The 20245-nt window shown below is 72.0% G+C and carries 17 protein-coding genes; 13 read left to right on the plus strand and 4 right to left on the minus strand.

What is annotated here, in order from left to right:
• The first annotated feature begins 161 nt into the window (after positions 1–161).
• Both rplJ and rplL read left to right on the plus strand, forming a co-directional pair.
• Positions 162–677, plus strand: a complete 516-nt coding sequence (gene rplJ / locus RH861_RS03905; RefSeq protein ID WP_067947896.1) for a 50S ribosomal protein L10 — start codon at positions 162–164, stop codon at positions 675–677.
• A 51-nt stretch (positions 678–728) separates the two neighbouring features.
• The gene (gene rplL, locus RH861_RS03910; protein WP_067947898.1) at positions 729–1118 is read left to right on the plus strand and encodes a 50S ribosomal protein L7/L12; all 390 of its coding nucleotides are present in this window, start codon (positions 729–731) and stop codon (positions 1116–1118) included.
• A gap of 126 nt (positions 1119–1244) precedes the next feature.
• Here rplL and RH861_RS03915 read toward each other — a convergent pair whose 3' ends face one another.
• Positions 1245–2273, minus strand: coding sequence for a LacI family DNA-binding transcriptional regulator (locus RH861_RS03915; RefSeq protein WP_067947899.1), 1029 nt, complete (start codon positions 2271–2273; stop codon positions 1245–1247).
• Between the two features lie 205 nt (positions 2274–2478).
• Here RH861_RS03915 and RH861_RS03920 point away from each other — a divergent pair, with 205 nt between their 5' ends.
• From RH861_RS03920 to RH861_RS03940, 5 genes are all read left to right on the plus strand, one after another.
• Positions 2479–3816: an ABC transporter substrate-binding protein gene (locus RH861_RS03920; RefSeq protein ID WP_310519839.1), complete on the plus strand. Its 1338-nt coding sequence runs from the start codon at positions 2479–2481 to the stop codon at positions 3814–3816.
• A 90-nt stretch (positions 3817–3906) separates the two neighbouring features.
• Positions 3907–4878, plus strand: a complete 972-nt coding sequence (locus RH861_RS03925; RefSeq protein ID WP_310519840.1) for a carbohydrate ABC transporter permease — start codon at positions 3907–3909, stop codon at positions 4876–4878.
• A complete protein-coding gene (locus RH861_RS03930) occupies positions 4875–5858 on the plus strand; it encodes a carbohydrate ABC transporter permease (RefSeq protein WP_310519841.1) in 984 nt (327 codons plus the stop codon). The genes RH861_RS03925 and RH861_RS03930 overlap by 4 nt, the downstream gene beginning before the upstream one ends.
• Before the next feature lie 131 nt (positions 5859–5989).
• Positions 5990–7666, plus strand: coding sequence for an alkaline phosphatase D family protein (locus RH861_RS03935; RefSeq protein ID WP_310519842.1), 1677 nt, complete (start codon positions 5990–5992; stop codon positions 7664–7666).
• An 85-nt stretch (positions 7667–7751) separates the two neighbouring features.
• Complete coding sequence (locus RH861_RS03940) at positions 7752–9698, plus strand: ABC transporter ATP-binding protein (RefSeq protein WP_374760944.1); 1947 nt, start codon at positions 7752–7754, stop codon at positions 9696–9698.
• 33 nt (positions 9699–9731) lie between these two features.
• Here the strand turns inward: RH861_RS03940 and RH861_RS03945 are convergent, their stop codons facing one another.
• Positions 9732–10046, minus strand: a complete 315-nt coding sequence (locus tag RH861_RS03945) for a helix-turn-helix transcriptional regulator (protein WP_067947908.1) — start codon at positions 10044–10046, stop codon at positions 9732–9734.
• A gap of 88 nt (positions 10047–10134) precedes the next feature.
• Here RH861_RS03945 and RH861_RS03950 point away from each other — a divergent pair, with 88 nt between their 5' ends.
• The 3 genes from RH861_RS03950 to RH861_RS03960 are packed head-to-tail and all read left to right on the plus strand — an operon-like array spanning position 10135 to position 14632.
• The gene (locus RH861_RS03950; protein WP_310519843.1) at positions 10135–11598 is read left to right on the plus strand and encodes a proton-conducting transporter transmembrane domain-containing protein; all 1464 of its coding nucleotides are present in this window, start codon (positions 10135–10137) and stop codon (positions 11596–11598) included.
• Complete coding sequence (locus tag RH861_RS03955; RefSeq protein ID WP_310519844.1) at positions 11595–14312, plus strand: putative inorganic carbon transporter subunit DabA; 2718 nt, start codon at positions 11595–11597, stop codon at positions 14310–14312. The genes RH861_RS03950 and RH861_RS03955 overlap by 4 nt, the downstream gene beginning before the upstream one ends.
• The gene (locus RH861_RS03960) at positions 14309–14632 is read left to right on the plus strand and encodes a P-II family nitrogen regulator (RefSeq protein ID WP_067950663.1); all 324 of its coding nucleotides are present in this window, start codon (positions 14309–14311) and stop codon (positions 14630–14632) included. Before RH861_RS03955 ends, RH861_RS03960 begins: the two co-directional genes overlap by 4 nt.
• 7 nt (positions 14633–14639) lie before the next feature.
• Here RH861_RS03960 and RH861_RS03965 read toward each other — a convergent pair whose 3' ends face one another.
• Both RH861_RS03965 and RH861_RS03970 read right to left on the minus strand, forming a co-directional pair.
• Positions 14640–15326 carry a DUF305 domain-containing protein gene (locus RH861_RS03965; RefSeq protein WP_310519845.1) on the minus strand — a complete coding sequence of 229 codons (687 nt, stop codon included), beginning with the start codon at positions 15324–15326 and terminating at the stop codon, positions 14640–14642.
• A complete protein-coding gene (locus tag RH861_RS03970; RefSeq protein ID WP_310519846.1) occupies positions 15323–15994 on the minus strand; it encodes a thioredoxin-like domain-containing protein in 672 nt (223 codons plus the stop codon). Before RH861_RS03970 ends, RH861_RS03965 begins: the two co-directional genes overlap by 4 nt.
• Before the next feature lie 244 nt (positions 15995–16238).
• On the opposite strand from RH861_RS03970, the gene RH861_RS03975 reads away from it, so the two are divergent.
• The 3 genes from RH861_RS03975 (at position 16239) to RH861_RS03985 (ending at position 20228) form a co-directional block, all read left to right on the plus strand.
• Complete coding sequence (locus RH861_RS03975; protein ID WP_310519847.1) at positions 16239–17612, plus strand: cystathionine beta-synthase; 1374 nt, start codon at positions 16239–16241, stop codon at positions 17610–17612.
• A 9-nt stretch (positions 17613–17621) separates the two neighbouring features.
• Entirely contained in the window at positions 17622–18782 is a 1161-nt protein-coding gene (locus RH861_RS03980) for a cystathionine gamma-synthase (protein WP_310519848.1), read from the plus strand.
• A 123-nt stretch (positions 18783–18905) separates the two neighbouring features.
• Complete coding sequence (locus RH861_RS03985; RefSeq protein WP_310519849.1) at positions 18906–20228, plus strand: APC family permease; 1323 nt, start codon at positions 18906–18908, stop codon at positions 20226–20228.
• Positions 20229–20245: the final 17 nt, after the last annotated feature.

Below are 20245 nucleotides of genomic sequence, written 5' to 3' on the forward strand. Positions count from 1 at the left end.
CCCGCGCAGGTGTGACGAAGACTTTCCGGGTTTCCCGAATCGAGCTCCGCGCGTCTGCGCCGGAGCTCGTTCCATTTCCGGCCCGTGTTCGTGAGAACCGGCCAGCGCTCCGAGGCCGTGCACCGCCACCGCGATGCACGTTGAAGACACAAGGAGTGGCCATGGCGAACAAGGAAGCCGCGGTTGCCGAACTCACGAACCTGTTCGAGAGCTCGACCGCCGTTCTGCTGACCGAATACCGCGGCCTCACTGTTGCCCAGCTCAAGACGCTGCGCAAGTCCATCAGTGGGGACGCGAGCTACGCCGTGGTGAAGAACACGCTGACCAAGATCGCGGCGAACAACGCCGGCATCTCGTCGTTCGACGACGAGCTCGCCGGTCCGTCCGCGATCGCGTTCGTGCACGGCGACCCGGTCGCCGTCGCGAAGGCGCTGCGCGACTTCGCCAAGGCGAACCCTCTCCTCGTGGTCAAGGGCGGCTATTTCGATGGCAAGCCCCTGACCGCCGAAGAGGTAGGCAAGCTCGCCGACCTCGAGTCCCGCGAAGTGCTCCTGGCGAAGCTCGCCGGCGCCTTCAAGGCCTCGCTGTTCGGAGCCGCATATCTGTTCAACGCACCGCTCTCGAAGGCCGTTCGCACGGTCGACGCGCTGCGTGAGAAGCAGGAGTCCGCTGCGTAGGCGCGAGCCTCTCAAGCGGTGAGTAACCAGAGAATCCAAGGAGAAGAAATCATGGCGAAGCTGTCCACTGAGGAGCTGCTCGAGCAGTTCAAGGGCCTGACCCTCATCGAGCTCTCGGAGTTCGTCAAGGCGTTCGAGGAGACCTTCGAGGTCACCGCGGCCGCCCCCGTCGCCGTTGCCGGCCCCGCTGCCGCCGGCGGCGGCGCCGCTGCCGAGGAGGTCGAGGAGAAGGACTCGTTCGACGTCATCCTCGAGGCTGCCGGCGACAAGAAGATCCAGGTCATCAAGGTCGTCCGCGAGCTCACCTCGCTCGGCCTCGGCGAGGCGAAGGCCGTCGTCGACGGTGCTCCGAAGGCCGTGCTCGAGGGCGCGAACAAGGAGACCGCCGACAAGGCGAAGGCCTCGCTCGAGGAGGCCGGCGCGACCGTCACCCTCAAGTAATCCGCGCCCGCGTCAGCGGGTCCGCAGCTTGAGGTGACCTGCGTCACCTGAAACGAACGGATGCCCCGTGGTCCATGCGACCACGGGGCATCCGTCGTCTGCGGGCAGCGGATGCCTCGGCATCCGTCACCGCGGGGGAGCGGTGGTGCTGCTGCGCACCACGAGCCGGGTCGCGAGCGGGCGATCGGCCCAGCCGCGCTCGTCGCCGGACGGGCTCTCGCCGAGCGCCCGCATGACCTCCTCGACGGCGATGCGGCCCTGGTCCTCGGGGTACTGCTCGACCGTCGTCAGGCCGAACAGCTCGGCGTACTCGTGGCCGTCGAAGCCGATGACCGACAGCGCCGAGGGCACCGCGATGCCGAGTCGCTCGGCCGCGCGCATCACGCCGAACGCGATCTCATCGGATGCCGCGAACACGGCCGTGGGGCGCGCAGCGGGATGACCCAGCAGCTGCAGCCCCGCCGAGTAGCCGCCCGGCAGGGTCATCTCGGCCTCGAGGACGCCGCCGTCGACGCCCGCGGGCTCGAGGCCGGCGGCGCGCATCGCGTCGAGGAAGCCCTCGCTGCGCAGGCGCTGCACGCTGCGTGCCGCGGACCCCGGGGCCGCGCCCGCGAGGTGGGCGATGCGCGTGTGGCCGAGCTGGATGAGGTGCTCGGTCGCGAGGCGTCCGGCCGCGCGATCGTCCACCGCGAGGCGCGGTGCTCCCGGAGCGTCGCCGCCGAGCACCACGATGGGCTTGCCGCGCAGCCCGATGACGTCGACCTCGCGCTGGTCGAGGTCGACGCCGACGGCGATGACCGCGTCCACGCGCTTGCGCGCGAGGAAGAAGTCGAACACGCGGTCGCGTTCGGGGCCCTCGAGCGCGAGGTTGTAGAGCGTGAGGTCGTAGCCCGCGGCCAGCAGTGCCCGCTCGGCGCCTTCCAGCACCTCGCCGAAGAACCACCGGTTCACGAACGGGATGACGATGCCGACGTTCTTCGTCCGGCCGGTCACGAGGCTCGCCGCGTTGGGTGAGGCGATGTAGCCGATCTCGGCAGCGGCGGCCGTCACCCGGCGGCGGGTCGCCTCGGAGACGTATCCGTGGCCGGAGAGCGCTCGCGACGCCGTGGACTTCGAGACCCCGGCGAGACGGGCCACGTCGGTGATCGCGGCCATCCTCGCCTCCCTCCATCGGGCCTGCGAATCGGAGTGTACGCCGAAATCGAGCCGATGTGGAACCGTTCCCATCGCGCGGACCCGTCACCGGATCGTGACCGGCGCGGCTCTTGCCGCCTTCTCCATCCTCGCCTAGCGTTGTCGCTGGAACCGGTTCCCGGTTCCGCCCTGCACCGACTCGCACCACTCGACGAGGAGATGAGAGATGAGTTCCATTCGGCATCGTCGCTGGATCGTTCCGATCGCAGCGGCGGCGACCCTCGGGCTGACCCTGACGGCCTGCACGGGCGACATCGCGGCAGAGGACGCGGCAGACACCGACTGCAGCGACTACGAGGAGTACGGCACGTTCGACGGCGAAGAGGTGAGCGTCTACGGCACCATCGTGGAGGTCGAGGCGGAACGCCTCGAGGCCTCGTGGGCCGACTTCGAGACCTGCACCGGCGTCGACGTCACCTACCAGGGCACGCAGGAGTTCGAGACGCAGGTCCGCGTGCTCGTCGACGGCGACAACGCTCCCGATCTCGCGATCTTCCCGCAGCCCGGCCTCTTCGGCACCTTCGCCGACGACCTCGTCGCTCCTCCCGCCGAGGTCGAGGCGAACGTCGACGAGTACTGGTCGGAGGACTGGAAGGGCTTCGGCACCGTCGACGGCACCTTCCTCGGCGCGCCGCTCATGGCGAGCGTCAAGGGCTTCGTCTGGTATTCGCCCTCGATGTTCGAGGAGAACGGCTGGGAGCAGCCGGAGACGCTCGACGACCTCATGGCCCTGACCGAGGAGATCGCGGGCTCAGGCGCGGTCGACAAGCCGTGGTGCGCGGGCTTCAGCTCGGGTGAGGCCACCGGCTGGCCCGGCACGGACTGGGTCGAGGACATGGTGCTCCGACTGCACGGTCCCGACGTCTACGACCAGTGGGTGAACCACGAGATCGCGTTCAACGACCCGCGCATCGTCGAGGCGTTCGATGCCGCCGGTGAGATCCTCAAGAACGAGGACTACGTGAACGGCGGCTACGGCGACGTCCGCTCGATCAACGACATCACCTTCAACGAGGGCGGCTGGACCATCCTCGACGGCCAGTGCGCGATGCACCACCAGGCGACGTTCTACGAGGGGCTCTGGCCCGAAGGTACGACCGTGGCCGAGGACGGCGACATCTGGGCGTTCATCACCCCGGGCACCGAGGCGGGCGCCTCGGACGTGACCGGTGGTGGCGAGATCGTCGGCGCGTTCACCGACGGCGAGGCCGTCCAGGCGTTCCAGACGTACCTGTCGACCCCGCTGTGGGCCAACAACCGCGTCTCCGAGGGCGGCGTCATCAGCGCCAACAGCGGTGTCGACCCCGAGAACCTGTCGAGCGACCTGCTGCGCGAGGCGTACGCCATCCTGCAGGACGAGAACACGACGTTCCGGTTCGACGGTTCGGACCTCATGCCCGGTGCGGTCGGTTCCGCCTCGTTCTGGGCGGGAATCGTCGACTGGATCAGCGGCACCGACACCCAGACGGTGGTGGACCAGATCGAAGCGAGCTGGCCGCAGTAGCCACCGAGCCCATTCGGGTCCTACCATCAACCAACGGGGGGTCGCGCGACCATCGCGCGGCCCCCTTTTCCTCAACGAGGAGGGAGTGCAATGACGACCGCCGACCTCATCGGCAAGATCTTCGTGGTGATCCTGGGTGTCGCCGTCTTCGCCGCGATCATCGGGCTGATCCTCTTCTTCGTCGACCGCGCGCCCAAGCGCGGACGCGACTACTGGCAACTGGCGGGGTTCCTGCTCCCGACCGCGTTGCTGCTGGGCTTCGGCCTCATCTACCCCGCCATCCGGACCACCACCCTCGCGTTCGCGAATCGCGCGGGTGAGTTCATCGGCCTCGACAACTTCGTCTGGGCCTTCACCCAGCCCGCGGGCCTCATCTCGATCCGCAACTCGGTCATCTGGGTGATCCTCGTGCCGCTGCTGTCGACGGCGATCGGCCTGGCCTACGCCGTGTTCATCGACAAGGCCCGTGGCGAGCGGGTCTACAAGTCGCTCGTGTTCATGCCGATGGCGATCTCCTTCGTGGGCGCCGGCGTGATCTGGCGGTTCGTGTACGAGTACCGCGGACCGAACCAGGAGCAGATCGGCCTCCTGAACGCGATCGTGACCGGGCTCGGCGGTGAACCCGTGCGCTGGTTGCAGGAAGCGCCGATGAACACCTTCTTCCTGATCGTCGTGATGATCTGGGTGCAGACCGGATTCGCGATGGTCGTCCTGTCGGCCGCCATCAAGGGCGTGCCGACCGAGCAGATCGAGGCGGCCGAGCTCGACGGCACGAACGCGTGGCAGCGGTTCACCAACGTCACGATCCCCTCGATCCGCGGTTCGCTCGTGGTCGTCGTCACGACGATCTCGATCGCGACACTGAAGGTCTTCGACATCGTCCGGACGATGACGGCGGGCAACTTCGAGACCTCGGTCGTCGCGAACGAGATGTACACGCAGGCGTTCCGCGCCAACGAGGCCGGACGCGGCGCGGCGCTCGCCGTGATCCTCTTCCTCATGGTCCTGCCGATCGTCATCTACAACGTCAACATCCTGAGGAAGCAGAGGGAGATCCGATGAGCAGCGTCGCACCCGCCGACCTCCCGGTCGCAGGCGGCAAGGGGGAACTCGAAGTCGACGTCATGCGCGAGCCGAAGGCCGCGCGCGTCAAGCGCCGACTCACCTCGCGCACCGCGACGGTCGTGGCGCTGATCATCGCGGTCCTCTGGACGATCCCGACGTTCGGCCTGTTCATCTCGTCGTTCCGCCCGGAGCCGCTGATCAAGACCACCGGGTGGTGGACGATCTTCGAGAACCCGGGCTTCACGCTCGAGAACTACCAGGAGGTGCTGTTCTCGGCGTCCGGGTCGGCGCCACAGCTCGGGTCGTACTTCGTGAACTCGCTCGTCATCGCCATCCCGGCCACGATCTTCCCGCTCGTGATCGCATCGATGGCCGCGTACGCGTTCGCGTGGATCAAGTTCAAGGGTTCGGCGGCGCTGTTCGTCCTGGTGTTCGCGTTGCAGATCGTCCCGCTGCAGATGGCGCTCATCCCGCTGCTCCAGATCTTCTCGGCGACGATCCTCCCGTGGCAGCGGCAGGTCAACGAGGTCATCCCGATCCTGCCCGACGACAGCTTCCTCCCGGTGTGGATCGCACACACCGTGTTCGCGCTGCCGCTGGCGATCTTCCTGCTGCACAACTTCATCTCGGAGATCCCGGGCGAGGTCATCGAGGCGGCGCGCGTCGACGGCGCGAGCCATTCGCAGATCTTCTTCCGGGTCGTGCTGCCGCTGGCGCTTCCGGCGATCGCGTCGTTCGCGATCTTCCAGTTCCTGTGGGTGTGGAACGACCTGCTGGTCGCGCTCGTCTTCACCGACGGCACGGCCGACACCGCCCCGCTGACCCAGCGATTGGCGGAGCTGGTCGGCAGTCGCGGCCAGGAGTGGCAACGCCTCACGGCGGCGGCGTTCGTGTCGCTGGTGGTTCCGCTCATCGTGTTCTTCAGCTTGCAGCGCTACTTCGTGCGCGGCCTGCTGGCGGGCTCGACGAAGGGCTGACGGGCGAGCGGATGCCGCGGCATCCGCTCGGACGCCTCGGAGGGGCGGGTGCTTCGGCACCCGCCCCTTCGCCGTCGATCGAGCCGGCGCAACCCATGGTCACGACGCATCGCGCAGGGTAGAACAGGACCATGGCGAGCTCCCCGCTCCTGTTGGGACCGATGCTCCGGTACGTCGACGAGCGATCCGCGAGCATCTGGGTCGAGACGCGCGCGGGCGGCGTGGTCGCGGTGCACGCGGGCGGCCGCTCGTGGTCGGCGCGCACGTTCGCGGTACACGGGCACCACTACGCCCTCGTCGAGGTCGACGGACTCGAGGCCGGCTCCGAGCTGGCGTACGAGGTCCGGTTCGACGGGGCGACGGTGTGGCCCGAGCAAGGATCCGACCGACCACCGCCGGTGATCGCGACGCGCGAGCCCGGTCGCCCCCTGCGGATGGCGTTCGGCTCGTGCCGCACGAGCGTGCCCCACGACCGTTCGGGCAACCGGACGCACGGCGTCGATGCGCTGCGCGCCTTCGCCCTCTCGCTCGCCGCCGACGAGCAGCCGCGGCCGGACCTCGTGCTCTTCCTCGGCGACCAGGTGTACGCCGACTCGACGTCGAAGGAGATGCAGGAGTTCATCCGTGCGCGTCGCAGCCTCCGCGAGCCGCCCGGCAAGGAGCTCAAGGACTACGAGGAGTACGCGCACCTCTACCGGCTGGCCTGGTCGGATGACGCGAACCGGTGGCTGCTGTCGACGGTGCCGAGCGCGATGATCTTCGACGACCACGACGTGCGCGACGACTGGAACGCGTCGCTCGACTGGAAGCGCAAGATGGAGGCCACCTCGTGGTGGCACGGGCGCATCGTCGCGGGGCTCGGGTCGTACTGGGTCTACCAGCACCTCGGCAACCTGTCGCCCGAGGAGCGCGCGACCGACCCGCTGTGGCAGCGCGTGGCGTCGCACGACGGCGATGCCGAGCTCGATCTCACGCAGGCGGTCGACGAGTTCGCGGAGCGCGTCGACGCCGACCCGACGACGTACCGGTTCAGCTACAGCCGCGACTTCGACGACATCCGCCTCGTCGTGGTCGACTCGCGCGCGGCCCGCGACCTGCGACCGGACGCGCGCGGACTGGTCGACCCGCCGGAGCTGGAGTGGTTCGACGAACGCCTGCGCGGCGGCATCCGTCACGTGCTCGTGGCCACCTCGCTGCCGTACCTGCTGCCGATGGGACTGCACCACGTCGAGGCCTGGGACGAGGCGATCTCGCAGGGCGCGTGGGGCCGCCCGGCGGCGTGGATCGGCGAGCGGCTGCGTCAGGCGGTCGACCTGGAGCACTGGGCGGCGTGGCAGAACAGCTTCCAGGCGGTCGCGCGCATGATCATCGAGCTGGCCGACGGCGAACGCGGCCCGGCGCCCGAGAGCGTCACCTTCCTGTCCGGCGACGTGCACTACTCCTACCTCGCCGAGGTCGAGCGCGACGGCGGCAGCCGCATCGTGCAGGCGGTCTGCTCGCCCGTGCGCAATCCGCTGCCGCGCGTGCTGCGCTGGTTCACGGTGGTCACCTCCTACGGGGTGGCGACCCCGGTCGGTGCGCTCGTCGCGCGCTCGGCGAAGGTCCCGGATCCGCCGTTCCAGTGGCGGACCGTCGAGGGGCCGTGGTTCGACAACAACCTGGCGCTCCTGCGCGACGAACCCGACGGCCTCGCGATGACGTGGCACCGCGGCGTGGTGGAGGACGGGCGCGAGCGAGACCCGCGCCTCGAGGAGGTCGCCTCGATCCTCGTTCCGGCTGCGCGCGACAAGGCGATCACCGCGAGCTGAGCGGCGCGCACGCCCTCGGCGAACACCCCGCTTGGGGGCGGCCCGTCCCGGCCGGCGTGCCGGAGGCGCCGCTTAGGGTGAATCCATGAGCATGCACGGCGGGGGAGCGGGGGGCTCGGGCGGGAGGCCGGGTCGCGGTCCCGGCCCGCGGGGGCGCATCTCGAGCGCCGACGAGGAGGCGCAGCGCGCCGAGAACGCGGCGGCGCCGAAGATCCCGCACCTGTTCCGTCGCATCGTCGAGCTCTTCGCCCCGCACAAGGCGGCCCTCACGGTCACGGTCGTGCTCGTGCTGGTCGGCGCGGCGCTCAGCGTCATCCCGCCGCTGCTGACCCAGCGCGCGTTCGACGACGCGCTGTTCCCGACGGATGGCGCGGGCGGGATCGCCCCGCCGAACCTCGAGGCGCTCGCGTGGATCGTGGGCGCGATGATCGCCGTCTTCCTGGTCTCTGCGCTCCTCGGCGTGTGGCAGACGTACCTGACCGCGACCATCGGCAACAAGGTCATGGGTGCGATGCGCGTGCGCCTGTTCAGCCACCTCCAGTCGATGGAGCTCAGCTTCTTCACGCGCACGAAGACGGGCGTCATCCAGTCGCGCCTGCAGAACGACGTCGGCGGCGTGGCATCCGTGCTCACCAACACGGTGTCGAGCGTGCTCGGCAACACGGTCACGGTGATCTCGGCGTTCGTGGCGATGCTGCTGCTCAACTGGCAGCTCACGCTCATCGCGCTCGTGCTCATGCCGTTCATGGTCATCGCGCAGCGGCGGGTGGGGCAGGTGCGGGCGCGCATCGCGGCGAAGACGCAGGAGTCGCTGTCGGAGATGACCGCGATCACGCAGGAGACGCTGTCGGTGAGCGGCATCCTGCTCTCGAAGAGCTTCACCCGGCAGGCGAGCGAGATCGACCGGTACGCCGACGAGAACCGCAACCAGATCTCGCTGCAGGTCCGCCAGCAGATGTCGGGCCAGTGGTTCTTCGCGATGGTGTCGATCTTCATGTCGTCGATCCCGGCGATCGTGTACCTCGTCGCCGGCTGGCTCATCACGGGCGGCGCCGACATCACGGCGGGCACGATCGTCGCGTTCACCACGGTGCAAGCACGCCTGCTCTTCCCGCTCATGGGCCTCATGCGCGTCGCGCTCGACCTGCAGACCTCGAGCGCGCTGTTCGCGCGCATCTTCGAGTACCTCGACCTGAAGCCGGCGATCACCGACCGGCCCGACGCGCGCGAGGTGCCGACGGGCACGGATGCCGCGGGCCGGCCGCTGCTCGGCCGCATCGAGTTCGACCACGTCTCGTTCCGGTACCCCGACGCGGACGACGACCAGCGGCCCACGCTCGACGACGTGTCGTTCGAGATCGAGCCCGGCCAGTTCGCGGCGTTCGTGGGTCCGAGCGGGGCGGGCAAGACGACGGTGTCGTACCTGGTGCCGCGGCTGTACGAGGCGTCGAGCGGCGCGGTGCGCTTCGCCGGGGTCGACGTGCGCGACCTGTCGCAGGTCTCGCTCATGTCGCACATCGGGATCGTGAGCCAGGAGACGTACCTGTTCCACGCGTCGATCGCCGAGAACCTGCGGTACGCCAAGCCGGATGCCACGGACGCGGAGCTCGAGGCGGCGGCCCGCGCGGCGAACATCCACGAGACGATCGCGTCGTTCCCCGAGGGGTACGACACCGTGGTGGGGGAGCGCGGCTACCGGCTCTCGGGTGGCGAGAAGCAGCGCATCGCGATCGCGCGCGTGCTGCTCAAGGACCCGGCCGTGCTCGTGCTCGACGAGGCGACGAGCGCGCTCGACACGATCAGCGAGCGGGTCGTGCAGCAGGCGCTCGACGATGCATCGCGCGGGCGCACGACGATCGCGATCGCGCACCGGCTGTCGACCGTGGTGGGGGCCGACGTGATCTTCGTGATCGTCGCGGGGCGCATCGCGGAGCGCGGCACGCATGCGGAACTCATCGACGCGGGCGGCGTGTACGCGTCGCTGTACCGCCAGCAGGCCGAGCGGCCCGAGGTCCCGGTCGCGCCCTCCTGACGGCGGGCGCGCCGAGCGGGCCGGGGCGGGTGATCAGCCGGCCCGTGGCCCGGTGTCGGCGCTCGAGTCGGTCCGGGTGGCGGCGAGCACCTCCAGGAGTTCGCCGATGCGGTGGTCGGACTCGATGGGGTGCCGGAGGGGCAGCTCGTCGACCGTCTCGTAGCGGTTGCGCCGCCCGTCCTTCTCGCGGTGCACGTAGCCCGCGTCGACGAGGTCGGTGATGATGCCCTGCGCCGTGCGCTCGGTGATGCCGACGGCGTCGGCGATGTCGCGGACGCGGATCTCGGGGTCGCGGGCGAGGCAGATGAGCACGTGGGCGTGGTTGGTGAGGAACGTCCATCCGCTCATGCGCCCATGCTACCCCGCTCGCCATAACCAGAAACAAAAGACCGGAATAGTTTGACATGCGAAGAACAACGCCGGTAATCTGCTTCGCATGTCGCTCCTCCTCATCGCCGCCCTCGCCGTCCAGGCGGCCACCGCGATCGCGACGAGCGCCGCCATCCGCCGCCCGGCGACCGCGGCCCGCATCGCCCTGCGCGGCGGCATCGCCGCCGCGCTCGTCGCCCTCGCCGCGCTCGTCGACGCGACGCTGCGCGACAGCGACCGCGTCGGCGCCGTGCTCGTCGTGTTCGTGCTGGCCGTCACCGCGCTCGTGCTCGGCTTCGCGCGCGCCAACCTCCGCGGCGACCCCGCCGCCGGGCGCTTCGCGGCGCTCGCCGCGTGGCTCGCCCTCGCCTCCGGTCTCGTCGCGTCCGCCGCCGACCTCGTCGCCATCGCCCTCGCGTGGACCGCCGGCACGGTCGTCGTGATCGCGCTCCTCGGCCACGCGGGCGACTGGGGGCAGGCGCGCATCGCCCGTCGTCGCGCCGCCGTCGCGCTCCTGGTGGGGGACGCGGGCCTGTGGCTGGCGGTCGTCGCCGTCCGGCTCGACGTCGGTGCATCCGCGCTCGGCGGGCTCGCCGACGCGGCCCCGGCCACCGCCGCGCTGGCCGGCGCGGGCGTGGCGCTCGCCGCGATCTCCCGCGCCGCGGCCGTCCCCTTCCACGGCTGGCTCCCCGCCTCGCTCGCGGCGCCCACTCCCGTGTCCGCGCTGCTGCACGCGGGCTTCGTCAACGCGGGCGCCGTCCTCCTGCTCCGCACGGCCGACCTGCCGAGCCCCGTCGCGGGCCTCGTGGCGGGCGCCGCCGGCGCGACCACGGTCGCGATCGCGGGCACGGCGATGCTCACGCGTCCCGACGTCAAGGGCCGGCTCGTGCACTCGACGGCGGCGCAGATGGGCTTCATGCTCCTCGCCTGCGCGATCGGCGCCTGGTACCTCGCGATCTTCCACGTCATGGCCCACGGGCTCTTCAAGGCGGCGCTGTTCCTCGGCTCCGGCACGGTCGTGCCCAAGCCCGAGACGACGGATGGCGCGCCGGCCCCCTCCGGGCCGCTGCACCCCGCCGTCCGGTTCGGCGCCGTCGCCGTCGCCGCGCTGGCGCCGGTCGCTGCGGCGCTCGCACTCGGCGGCGCGACCGCCGCCTCGGCGGCCATGCTGCTCTTCACCGTCCTCGCCGTGGCCGTCGCCGCCGGCGGCGCGCTCGGCGGGCTCGCTGGACGTCCCGGCGTGGCCTGGGCGCTGGCCGCCGCGGCCGCCGGAGTGGGCGTCGCCTACGTGCTCGTCACCCACGCGTTCGGCGACTGGCTCGCCCTCGACGCCCCCGGCGGCGCCCTGCCGTGGCCCGTGGTGCCCGCCGTCGCCGCGGTGCTCGCGCTCCTCGCGTTCGCCCTGCGCCGCAGCCGGGCGGCGGCCGCCCTGTACGGGTTCGCGCTCGGCTGGGCGCGCCCGCCCCTTCCGCCGGCGGACCGCCGCCGGCCCGCATCCGCCGTCCCCTCCGAGTACGGGAGCCGTCCATGACCGACCAGCCCGAGATCAGCCCCGCGACCCCGCCGACCGCCCGCGTCGACGGCGAGCCGAATCCCGCTGCGCGGCGCGCCGTGCTCCGCGGCATGGTGGCCGCCGCCGACCGCGTCGTCGCCCCGCATCGACCGCTCACGGCCTTCATCGCCCGCAACCCGCTCGCGGGGTACGAGCGCTGGAGCTTCGACGAGGCGGCCGCGCGGGTCGCGACCGAGCACGGCACCCGGCTCACCCTCGACGAGCCCGGGTTCCGCAGCCGCCACCGCGACGGCGGCATCGACGACGCCGACCTCCGCGGCGCCCTCGAGCGCCACGTCACCGAGGCCCGCGACCGCGAGCGGCGGTCGCCGAGCCCCGGCCGGCACGGCCTCGCCGTCGCCGACATCCTGCTCGCCGACCTCGTCGCGGCGCCGCCCGCGCCGGCGCCCGAGCGGCAGCTCGCGACGCCCGCGGAGACGGCCGACGCCCGCGTCGCGGCACGGGTCGACGACCTCGTGCTGCGGTGGGTCACCGCCTACCTCGGCAGCGGCAGCAGCACCTGGTCGCCGATGCGCCACGAGGCGTTCTGGCCCGCCTGGCAGCGGCTCGCGGCGCGCGATCCGTGGGTTCCCCGGCGCGTGCGCCGCGGCATCCGTCGACTCGCGGTGCACCCCGAGGACGCGATCGCCGATGCGCTCGCGCACTGGCGGCTGCTCGGCGACGACGCGGACCGGTTCCTGCGTGCGCACCTGACCGCGCTGCCCGGACTCGCCGGCCACGTCGCCCACGCCGCGAGCGTCGGACGCGCGATCGACCTCGTGGACCTCGTCGCCGTGCGGGCGACGTACGAGCGGCTGCTCCTGCCCGCGACCCACGCCGGGCTGCCGACGCGCCCCGAGTCCCGCGGCGGTGCCGGCGACCCGGCGGCGGCGGAGGCCCGACGGGTGGACGCGGTCCTCGACCGCCTGGGCCTCGACCGCGACGACGCGACCGCGCGCTCGACCGTCGGGCGCGTGCTCTCGCTCGTGCCTCCCGAGGAGCGCACCACGATCTGGCAGGAGGCGCTCGATCGCAGCGCCGCGCGCACCCTCGCCCCGCCTCGCGTCCGCGCGGCGGACGAGCGCGACGACGACCGCGCCCCCGACCGCGACGCCGAGCCGTCGCCGCGGCCGCTCGCGCAGGCGGTGTTCTGCATCGACCCGCGGTCCGAGGGCCTGCGTCGCGCGCTCGAGCGCGAGGCCGACCGGAGCGGCGTCGTCGTCGAGACGCTCGGGTTCGCCGGGTTCTTCGCCGTCGCCATGCGCTGGCACGACCTCGACGGGGCCCCGCCCGCCGCCGCCTGCCCGGTCCTGCTCGAACCGCGGCGCGACGTCACCGAGCTCGCCGCCGACTCGGCCGGCGCCGCCCGATACCTCGACGGCGTCCGCGCCCGCTCCGCCGCCTCCGCGGTGGTCGCGCGCACGAAGGACTCCACGCTCGCCCCGTACGCGCTCGCCGAGACCGCGGGCTGGCCCATGGGCCTCGCTGCCGCGGCCCGCACCGCGGCCCCGGTCGGCTGGAGCCGCCTCGTCGAGGCCTGGCGCGGCAGTGCCGCCCGGCCGGCCACGCGTGCCGACGCCGACGCCGTCTTCGCGCTCGACGAGCGGATCGCCTACGCCGAGGCCGCGCTGCGGATGATGGGCCTCGTCGACGGGTTCGCCCGGCTCGTGCTGCTCGCCGGCCACGGCGCCGCGACCGTCAACAACCCGTTCGCGTCGGCGCTGCACTGCGGGGCCTGCGGCGGGCACCCGGGCGGCAGCAACGCGCGCGCCGCCGCCGCGATCCTCAACGACCCCGGCACGCGCGCGGGCCTCGCCGCCCGCGGCATCCGGGTGCCGGAGGACACCGTGTTCGTCGCCGTCGAGCACGACACGGTCACCGACCGCGTCACGACGTGCGAGCCGTGGTCGGTCCCCGCCTCGCACCTGGCCGACCTGGCGCGGTGCGACGAGCTGCTGGCGGCAGCGCGAGCCGCCTCGCTGCGGGAACGGCTCGCCACCCTGCCGGGCGCTCCCGACGCGGCATCCGCTGGCGACGAAGCCGACGCGCTCGCGGGCGACGCCGAGCGGCGCGCCGCCGACTGGTCGGAGGCGTACCCCGAGTGGGGCCTCGCCGGCAACGCCGCGCTCATCGTCGCACCTCGTCGCGCCACGCGTCGGATGGACCTCGGCCGCCGGACCTTCCTGCACAGCTACGAGCCCGACGCCGACCCCGACGGCGCCGCGCTCGAGACGATCCTCACCGCGCCCATGATCGTCGCGCAATGGATCAACGCGCAGTACCTCGCCTCGACGGTGGACCCCGACCGCTGGGGCGCCGGGCCGAAGCCGCTCGCCAACGTCGTCGGCGACCTCGCGGTGCAGGCCGGCTACGGCGGCGACCTGCGGACCGGTCTGCCCTGGCAGTCGGTCGGCGTGGGGCGCCGCGCGGTCCACGAGCCCGTCCGGCTGCAGGTGTTCGTGCAGGCGCCGGTCGCGCGCGTGTGCGAGATCGTCGACCGCTCGAGCCTCGTCCGCGGCCTCCTCGAGGGCGGCTGGATCGCGCTCCGCGTGCGCTCCGGCGAACGCCACCCGTGGCTGCGCTACGGGCCGCTCGGCTGGACCCGCGAGGGCATCGGCGAGGTCGCCGAGCACCCCGCCGCACGAACCGAACCCCGACCCGCCCGACCCGTCCACGCCGAGGAGCACCCATGACCATCGACGGCCTCACGCCCATGACCAAGATCGAACTCGTCATCCCCACCGCTGAGGTGGACGCCGTGACCGCGCTGATGCGCTCGATCGGCGCGACGGGCTACACCGCGCTCGGCGGGGTGTCGGGCTTCGGTCACCACGGCGCCCACGGCGGGCGGATGCTCTTCAACGACCGCGATGCGCTCACGCTGCTCATCACCGTCGTCCCGGCCGACCGCGCGCAGACGCTCGTCGACGGGCTCCGACCGGTGCTCGAGGCGGGATCGGGCGTGATGTTCGTCTCCGACACGGCCGTGAGCCGGCCCGAGTACTTCCGCTGAGTCGGGGCTACGACCGCGCCGCGAGCATGTCCTCCATGAGGCGGATCTCCGACTCCTGGCTGCGAACGATCGACTCGGCGAGCGAGACGACCACCGGGTAGGAGGACCGGGCGAGCACGGCCTCGGCCATCTCCACCGCGCCGCGGTGGTGGGCGATCATGAGCTCGAGGAAGGCGCGCTCGGCCTCGACGCCCTCGAGCGAGCGGAGCTCCTCGATCTGCTCCGGGGTCGCGAGGCCCGGCATCGGCTCGCCCGGCTCGTGGGCCGGGCCGTCGCCGTCTGCCGAGCCGTGGTCGTCGTGCGAGCCGTCGGCGGCGGGCCGCGTCATCCACGTCATCGACGGCTCGGGCCCGGCCTGGGGCAGGCCCCACTCGGCGAGCCAGCCGTACATCTGGCCGGACTGCTGCGCCTGCGCCGTGGCGATGTCGTACGCGAGCAGCCGGGTGGCCTCGTCGTCGGTCGCATCGCGCACGATCATCGCGAGCTCGACGCCCTGCTGGTGGTGCACCTGCATGTCGCGCGCGAAGCCGGCCTCGGCACTCGCGTTGGCGGGCGTCGGGTCGCCGAGCGTCGACAGCCGGCCGATCGAGAACGCGACGGCGGCCACGACGACGAGCGCCACGGATGCCGCGAGCACGATCACCCAGCGGCCGACCCCGCCGTTCGACCGCGTGTCGGTGGAGCGGTCGGTCACGACACCTTGCCGGGGCCGTCGATGGCGCCCGTGCACAGCGCGCCCGGCTCGGGCACGTTCTGGCTCTGCCAGTACTCCTCGAGGAACTCGCCGATGCGCGGGTCGTCGGCCTCGTCGACCTGCAGCTGCACGTTCCATCCGCTGAGCACGATGGGCGAGGGCAGGCCCTCGAACGGCGAGAGGATCACGTACGTGCCGGGCAGCTTCGAGCGCAGCGTCTCGAGCTCGCTCTCGGAGAGCGCCTCGGCGTCGTAGGTCACCCAGATCGCGCCGTGCTCGAGGGAGTGCACGGCGTTCTCGTTCGGGACGGGCTCCTCGTAGATGCCGCAGTTCAGCCAGGCCGGGTTGTGCTGACCGCCCGCGGGCGGGGTCTGCTCGTAGTCGACGACGCCCTCGACGTGCTCGGACGCGTTCTGGAACGTCTCGACGCCGTCGATCTCGACGCCCTCACCGCCGGCGGTGTAGCTCGGGCGCTGCGGCGTGAGCACGACGGTCGTGACGATGAGCGCGACGATCGCGAGACCGGCGGCGAGCGACGCCCCGATGGCGATCCGGCGATTGCGCTTCATGCGCGCCTCGCGCTTCTTGAACTCCTCGAGCTTGCGTTCGCGCTCCGCTGCGCGCTGCTGCTTGACGGTGAGCTTCTTTCCGGGCGGGGGCGTGGTCACGGGTGGCCTTTCCTGACGGGGATCACCCAACATCCAAACGCATGGGACTGGGAGAACACCAGAGAGCGCGTCGACGGATGCCGCGAGCCGGGCCTGCCACGCGGCATCCGTCACCCGCTAGGCTTGCCGGGTGAGCTTCTCGCCCCGGTGTTGCTGTCGTCGCTAGGCAGGCGACCCCTTTCCTCGCGTCGCGCGCCGATCGGCGCCGCTCGACGCCCATCCACACCAAGGACAGAACACCGGCATGAAGTACGCGCAGCACATCACCGACCTCGTGGGCGACACGCCCCTCGTCAAGCTCAACCACGTGACCGAGGGGGTGACCCCCGCAACGGTGCTCGTGAAACTCGAGTACCTGAACCCCGGCGGCTCCTCGAAGGACCGCATCGCGGCCCGCATCATCGACGCGGCCGAGCGCGAGGGCAAGCTGAAGCCCGGCGGCACGATCGTCGAGCCGACGTCCGGCAACACCGGCGTCGGGCTCGCCCTGGTCGCGCAGCAGCGCGGCTACCAGTGCATCTTCGTCTGCCCCGACAAGGTCTCGGAGGACAAGCGCAACGTCCTCACGGCGTACGGCGCCGAGGTCGTCGTGACGCCGACCGCAGTCGCGCCCGACAGCCCGGAGTCGTACTACGGCGTCTCCGACCGGCTCGCGCGCGAGATCCCGGGCGCGTTCAAGCCCGACCAGTACTCGAACCCGAACGGGCCGCGGTCGCACTACGAGACGACCGGCCCCGAGATCTGGCGCGACACCGACGGCACCATCACCCACTTCGTCGCGGGCGTCGGCACGGGCGGCACGATCACCGGCACGGGCCGGTACCTGCGCGAGGTCTCCGGCGACCGGGTGCGGATCATCGGCGCCGACCCGGAGGGATCGGTGTACTCGGGCGGCACGGGCCGGCCGTACTTCGTCGAGGGCGTCGGCGAGGACTTCTGGCCGAGCGCGTACGACCCGAGCGTGCCGCACGAGATCATCGCGGCCTCAGACGCCGAGTCGTTCGAGATGACCCGGCGCCTCGCGCGCGAGGAGGGCATCCTCGTCGGCGGGTCGAGCGGCATGGCCGTCGTCGCGGCGCTGAAGGCCGCGGCCCGGCCCGAGGTCACGGCCGACGACGTGTTCGTGGTGCTCCTGCCCGACTCGGGTCGCGGCTACCTCGGCAAGATCTTCAACGACAAGTGGATGCGCGCGTACGGCTTCGGCAACGCGCCCGCGGGGCACACGATCCGCGACATCCTGTCGGCCAAGGCCGATCGCACGGCACCGCTCGTCTACGTGCACCCGAACGACACGGTTCGCGAGGCGATCGACCGGATGACGCAGGCCGGCGTCTCTCAGCTCGTCGTGCTCGCCGCCGAGCCGCCCGTGGTGCTCGGCGAGGTCGTCGGCGCCCTGCACGAGGAGGAGCTGCTCGAGCAGGTCTTCTCCGGCCGCGCGAAGCTCACCGACGAGGTGTCCACCGTCGTGGGGGAGCCGCTGCCGCTCATCGGCGTGAACGAGCCCGTCGCGACCGCGCGCCAGGCGTTCGGCACCGCGCCCGCGATGCTCGTCACCGACGGCGGCAAGGCGCTCGGCGTCATCTCGCGCACCGACCTGCTCTCGTACCTCTCCTCGTAAGGACCCCAGATGAACAGCGACGCACGCTTCGACACCCGCGCGGTGCACGCCGGGCAGGACTTCGACCCGACGACGGGCGCGGTGATCCCGCCCATCCACGTCACCTCGACCTACGCGCAGGACGGCATCGGCGGGCTCCGCGGCGGGTACGAGTACTCGCGCGGCGGCAACCCGACCCGCACCGCGCTCGAGACGCAGCTCGCGGCCCTCGAGGGGGGCATCCGCGGCCTGTCGTTCGCCTCCGGGCTCGCCGCGGAGGATGCGCTGCTGCGCACCGCCCTGAAGCCCGGCGACCACGTCGTCATCGGCAACGACGTCTACGGCGGCACCCACCGGCTCATCCGCCGCATCTTCGGCGACTGGGGCGTGCGGCACACCACCGTCGACACGAGCGACCTCGACGCGGTGCGGGCGGCGATCGAGCTCGGCACCACCAAGGTGCTGTGGGTCGAGACGCCGTCGAACCCCCTCATGAAGATCTCGGATGTCGCGGCGCTCGCCGAGCTCGGCGACGAGGCGGGCGTGCTCGTCGTGGTCGACAACACCTTCGCGAGCCCGGCGCTGCAGCAGCCGCTGTCGCTCGGGGCGGGCGTGGTCATCCACTCGACCACGAAGTACCTCGGCGGCCACTCCGACGTGGTCGGCGGCGGCCTCGTGTTCGCGGCCGGCCAGGAGGAGCTCGCGGAGCGCGTCGGGTTCACCCAGTTCGCCGCGGGTGCCGTGTCGAGCCCGTTCGACGCGTTCCTCACGACGCGCGGCATCAAGACCCTCGGCATCCGGATGGAGCGGCACAGCCGAAATGCGCAGGCGATCGCCGAGCGGCTCTCGGAGCACGCGGGCATCGCGCGCGTCCTGTACCCGGGCCTGCCGTCGCACCCCGGGCACGAGTTGGCGGCACGGCAGATGTCAGGGTTCGGCGGCATGGTCTCGATCGACCTCGCCGGCGGCGGCGAGGCGGCGCGCCGGTTCGCGGAGTCGACCGAGCTGTTCACGCTCGCCGAGTCGCTCGGCGGCGTCGAGTCGCTCGTGAACTACCCGTCCGAGATGACGCACGCGTCGGTGAAGGGCACCGAGGCGGAGGTGCCCGAGTCGATCGTGCGCCTCTCGGTCGGCATCGAGGACGTCGACGACCTGCTCGCCGACATCGACCAGGCGCTGGCCCGGCTCTGACGTCGCTGGTCGAGTGGCGGCGGAGCCGCGTACCGAGACCGCCCACCACCGTTGGCAGGATCTCGCGCAAGGGTGTCAGGCCTGCCAGCGCGCGGCGTCGGCGGCATCCGGCACGATGAACGGGTGAGTACGAGAACGCTGGATGCCGCGGCATCCGTCGACGTCACCGCCGGCCCCGTGCACCGGGGCCGCCTCGGTCTCGGGCAGGGCACCGCACTGTACGTGGCGAGCGTCCTCGGCACCGGGATCCTCGTGCTGCCCGGCCTCGCCGCCGAAGCCGCCGGCCCCGCCTCGATCGTCGCGGTCGCCGCCGTGCTCCTGCTGTCGATCCCGCTCGCGGGCACTTTCGCCGCGCTCGCCTCCCGCTTCCCCGACGCCGGCGGCGTCGCCAGCTACGTGCGCCGCGCCCTCGGCGCCACGGCCGCGCGCATGACCGGGTACTGGTTCTTCTTCGGCGTGTGCGTCGGCGCGCCCGTCGTCGCGATCCTCGGCGGCGAGTACGTCGTCGCCGTGCTCGGCGTCGACCGCGCCGCCGTGCCCGTCATCGCCCTCGCCGTGTACGTGCCGCCCTACCTCGCCAACTGGTTCGGCGTGCGCGTGGCCGGCTGGGTCCAGTTCGCGCTCACGGGCCTCCTGCTCGCCGTGGTCATCGGCGTCGTCGCGGCGACGTTCCCCGCGGTCGAGCCGTCGAACTTCACGCCGTTCCTGCCGAACGGCTGGGCGGGCGTCGGCACCGCGATCAGCCTCTTCGTGTGGGCGTTCGCGGGCTGGGAGGTCGGCACGCACATCGCGGGGGAGTTCCGCGACCCGCGCCGCACCATCCCCATCGCCACCGCGATCGCCATCGTCATCGTCGGCGTCGGCTACCTCGCGCTGCAGGTCGTCACCGTCGGCGTCCTCGGCGAGCGGGCCGGCGACGGCCAGGTCCCGCTCGTCGACCTCGTCGCCACGACCGTGCCCGGCATCGGACCGGTGCTCGTCGCGATCGTCGCCGCGATCGTCACGGTCGGCGTGCTGAACGCCTACCTGCCCGCGTTCGGCAAGCTCGGCGCGGCGCTCGGACGCGACGGGGACCTGCCGCGCTTCTTCGCCAAGGGTGCCGAGGACGGCGCCGTCCCGCGCCGCGCGCTCGTGCTCACCGGCACGCTCATGGCGGTCTACTTCGGCTTCGCGCTCGTGCTCGAACTCGACCTCGCGCCGTTCATCCTCATCCACACGAGCAACATGGTCGCGATCTACGCCGCGGGCATGCTCGCCGCGACCCTCCTGCTCCGGCGCTGGTCGGTGGGCTGGTGGCTTGCGGTCGTCGCGACCGTGCTCTCAGCGGGGCTGCTCGTGCTCGCGTGGCAGAACCTGTACGTGCCGCTCGCGCTCGCCGCGGCATCCGTCGTCGTCACCGTCGTGCGGCGGGTCCGCGCGCCACGCGGCCCTGTCGCCGTCCGCTGACCACGCCGCCGATCGCT

Origin of the sequence: Agromyces indicus (genome assembly GCF_031432295.1) — a bacterium.
In the GTDB taxonomy this organism is placed as follows: domain Bacteria; phylum Actinomycetota; class Actinomycetes; order Actinomycetales; family Microbacteriaceae; genus Agromyces; species Agromyces indicus.

What these genes read in the sequence shown, in the direction of transcription:
- RH861_RS03955 (WP_310519844.1), top strand. Translation starts at nt 11,595, where the DNA reads ATGACCGACCAGCCCGAGATCAGCCCCGCGACCCCGCCGACCGCCCGC.
- RH861_RS03980 (WP_310519848.1), top strand. Translation starts at nt 17,622, where the DNA reads ATGAACAGCGACGCACGCTTCGACACCCGCGCGGTGCACGCCGGGCAG.
- RH861_RS03935 (WP_310519842.1), top strand. Translation starts at nt 5,990, where the DNA reads ATGGCGAGCTCCCCGCTCCTGTTGGGACCGATGCTCCGGTACGTCGAC.
- RH861_RS03960 (WP_067950663.1), top strand. Translation starts at nt 14,309, where the DNA reads ATGACCATCGACGGCCTCACGCCCATGACCAAGATCGAACTCGTCATC.
- RH861_RS03950 (WP_310519843.1), top strand. Translation starts at nt 10,135, where the DNA reads ATGTCGCTCCTCCTCATCGCCGCCCTCGCCGTCCAGGCGGCCACCGCG.
- RH861_RS03945 (WP_067947908.1), bottom strand. Translation starts at nt 10,046, where the DNA reads ATGAGCGGATGGACGTTCCTCACCAACCACGCCCACGTGCTCATCTGC.
- RH861_RS03930 (WP_310519841.1), top strand. Translation starts at nt 4,875, where the DNA reads ATGAGCAGCGTCGCACCCGCCGACCTCCCGGTCGCAGGCGGCAAGGGG.
- RH861_RS03915 (WP_067947899.1), bottom strand. Translation starts at nt 2,273, where the DNA reads ATGGCCGCGATCACCGACGTGGCCCGTCTCGCCGGGGTCTCGAAGTCC.
- RH861_RS03925 (WP_310519840.1), top strand. Translation starts at nt 3,907, where the DNA reads ATGACGACCGCCGACCTCATCGGCAAGATCTTCGTGGTGATCCTGGGT.
- RH861_RS03920 (WP_310519839.1), top strand. Translation starts at nt 2,479, where the DNA reads ATGAGTTCCATTCGGCATCGTCGCTGGATCGTTCCGATCGCAGCGGCG.
- rplL (WP_067947898.1), top strand. Translation starts at nt 729, where the DNA reads ATGGCGAAGCTGTCCACTGAGGAGCTGCTCGAGCAGTTCAAGGGCCTG.
- RH861_RS03975 (WP_310519847.1), top strand. Translation starts at nt 16,239, where the DNA reads ATGAAGTACGCGCAGCACATCACCGACCTCGTGGGCGACACGCCCCTC.
- rplJ (WP_067947896.1), top strand. Translation starts at nt 162, where the DNA reads ATGGCGAACAAGGAAGCCGCGGTTGCCGAACTCACGAACCTGTTCGAG.
- RH861_RS03940 (WP_374760944.1), top strand. Translation starts at nt 7,752, where the DNA reads ATGAGCATGCACGGCGGGGGAGCGGGGGGCTCGGGCGGGAGGCCGGGT.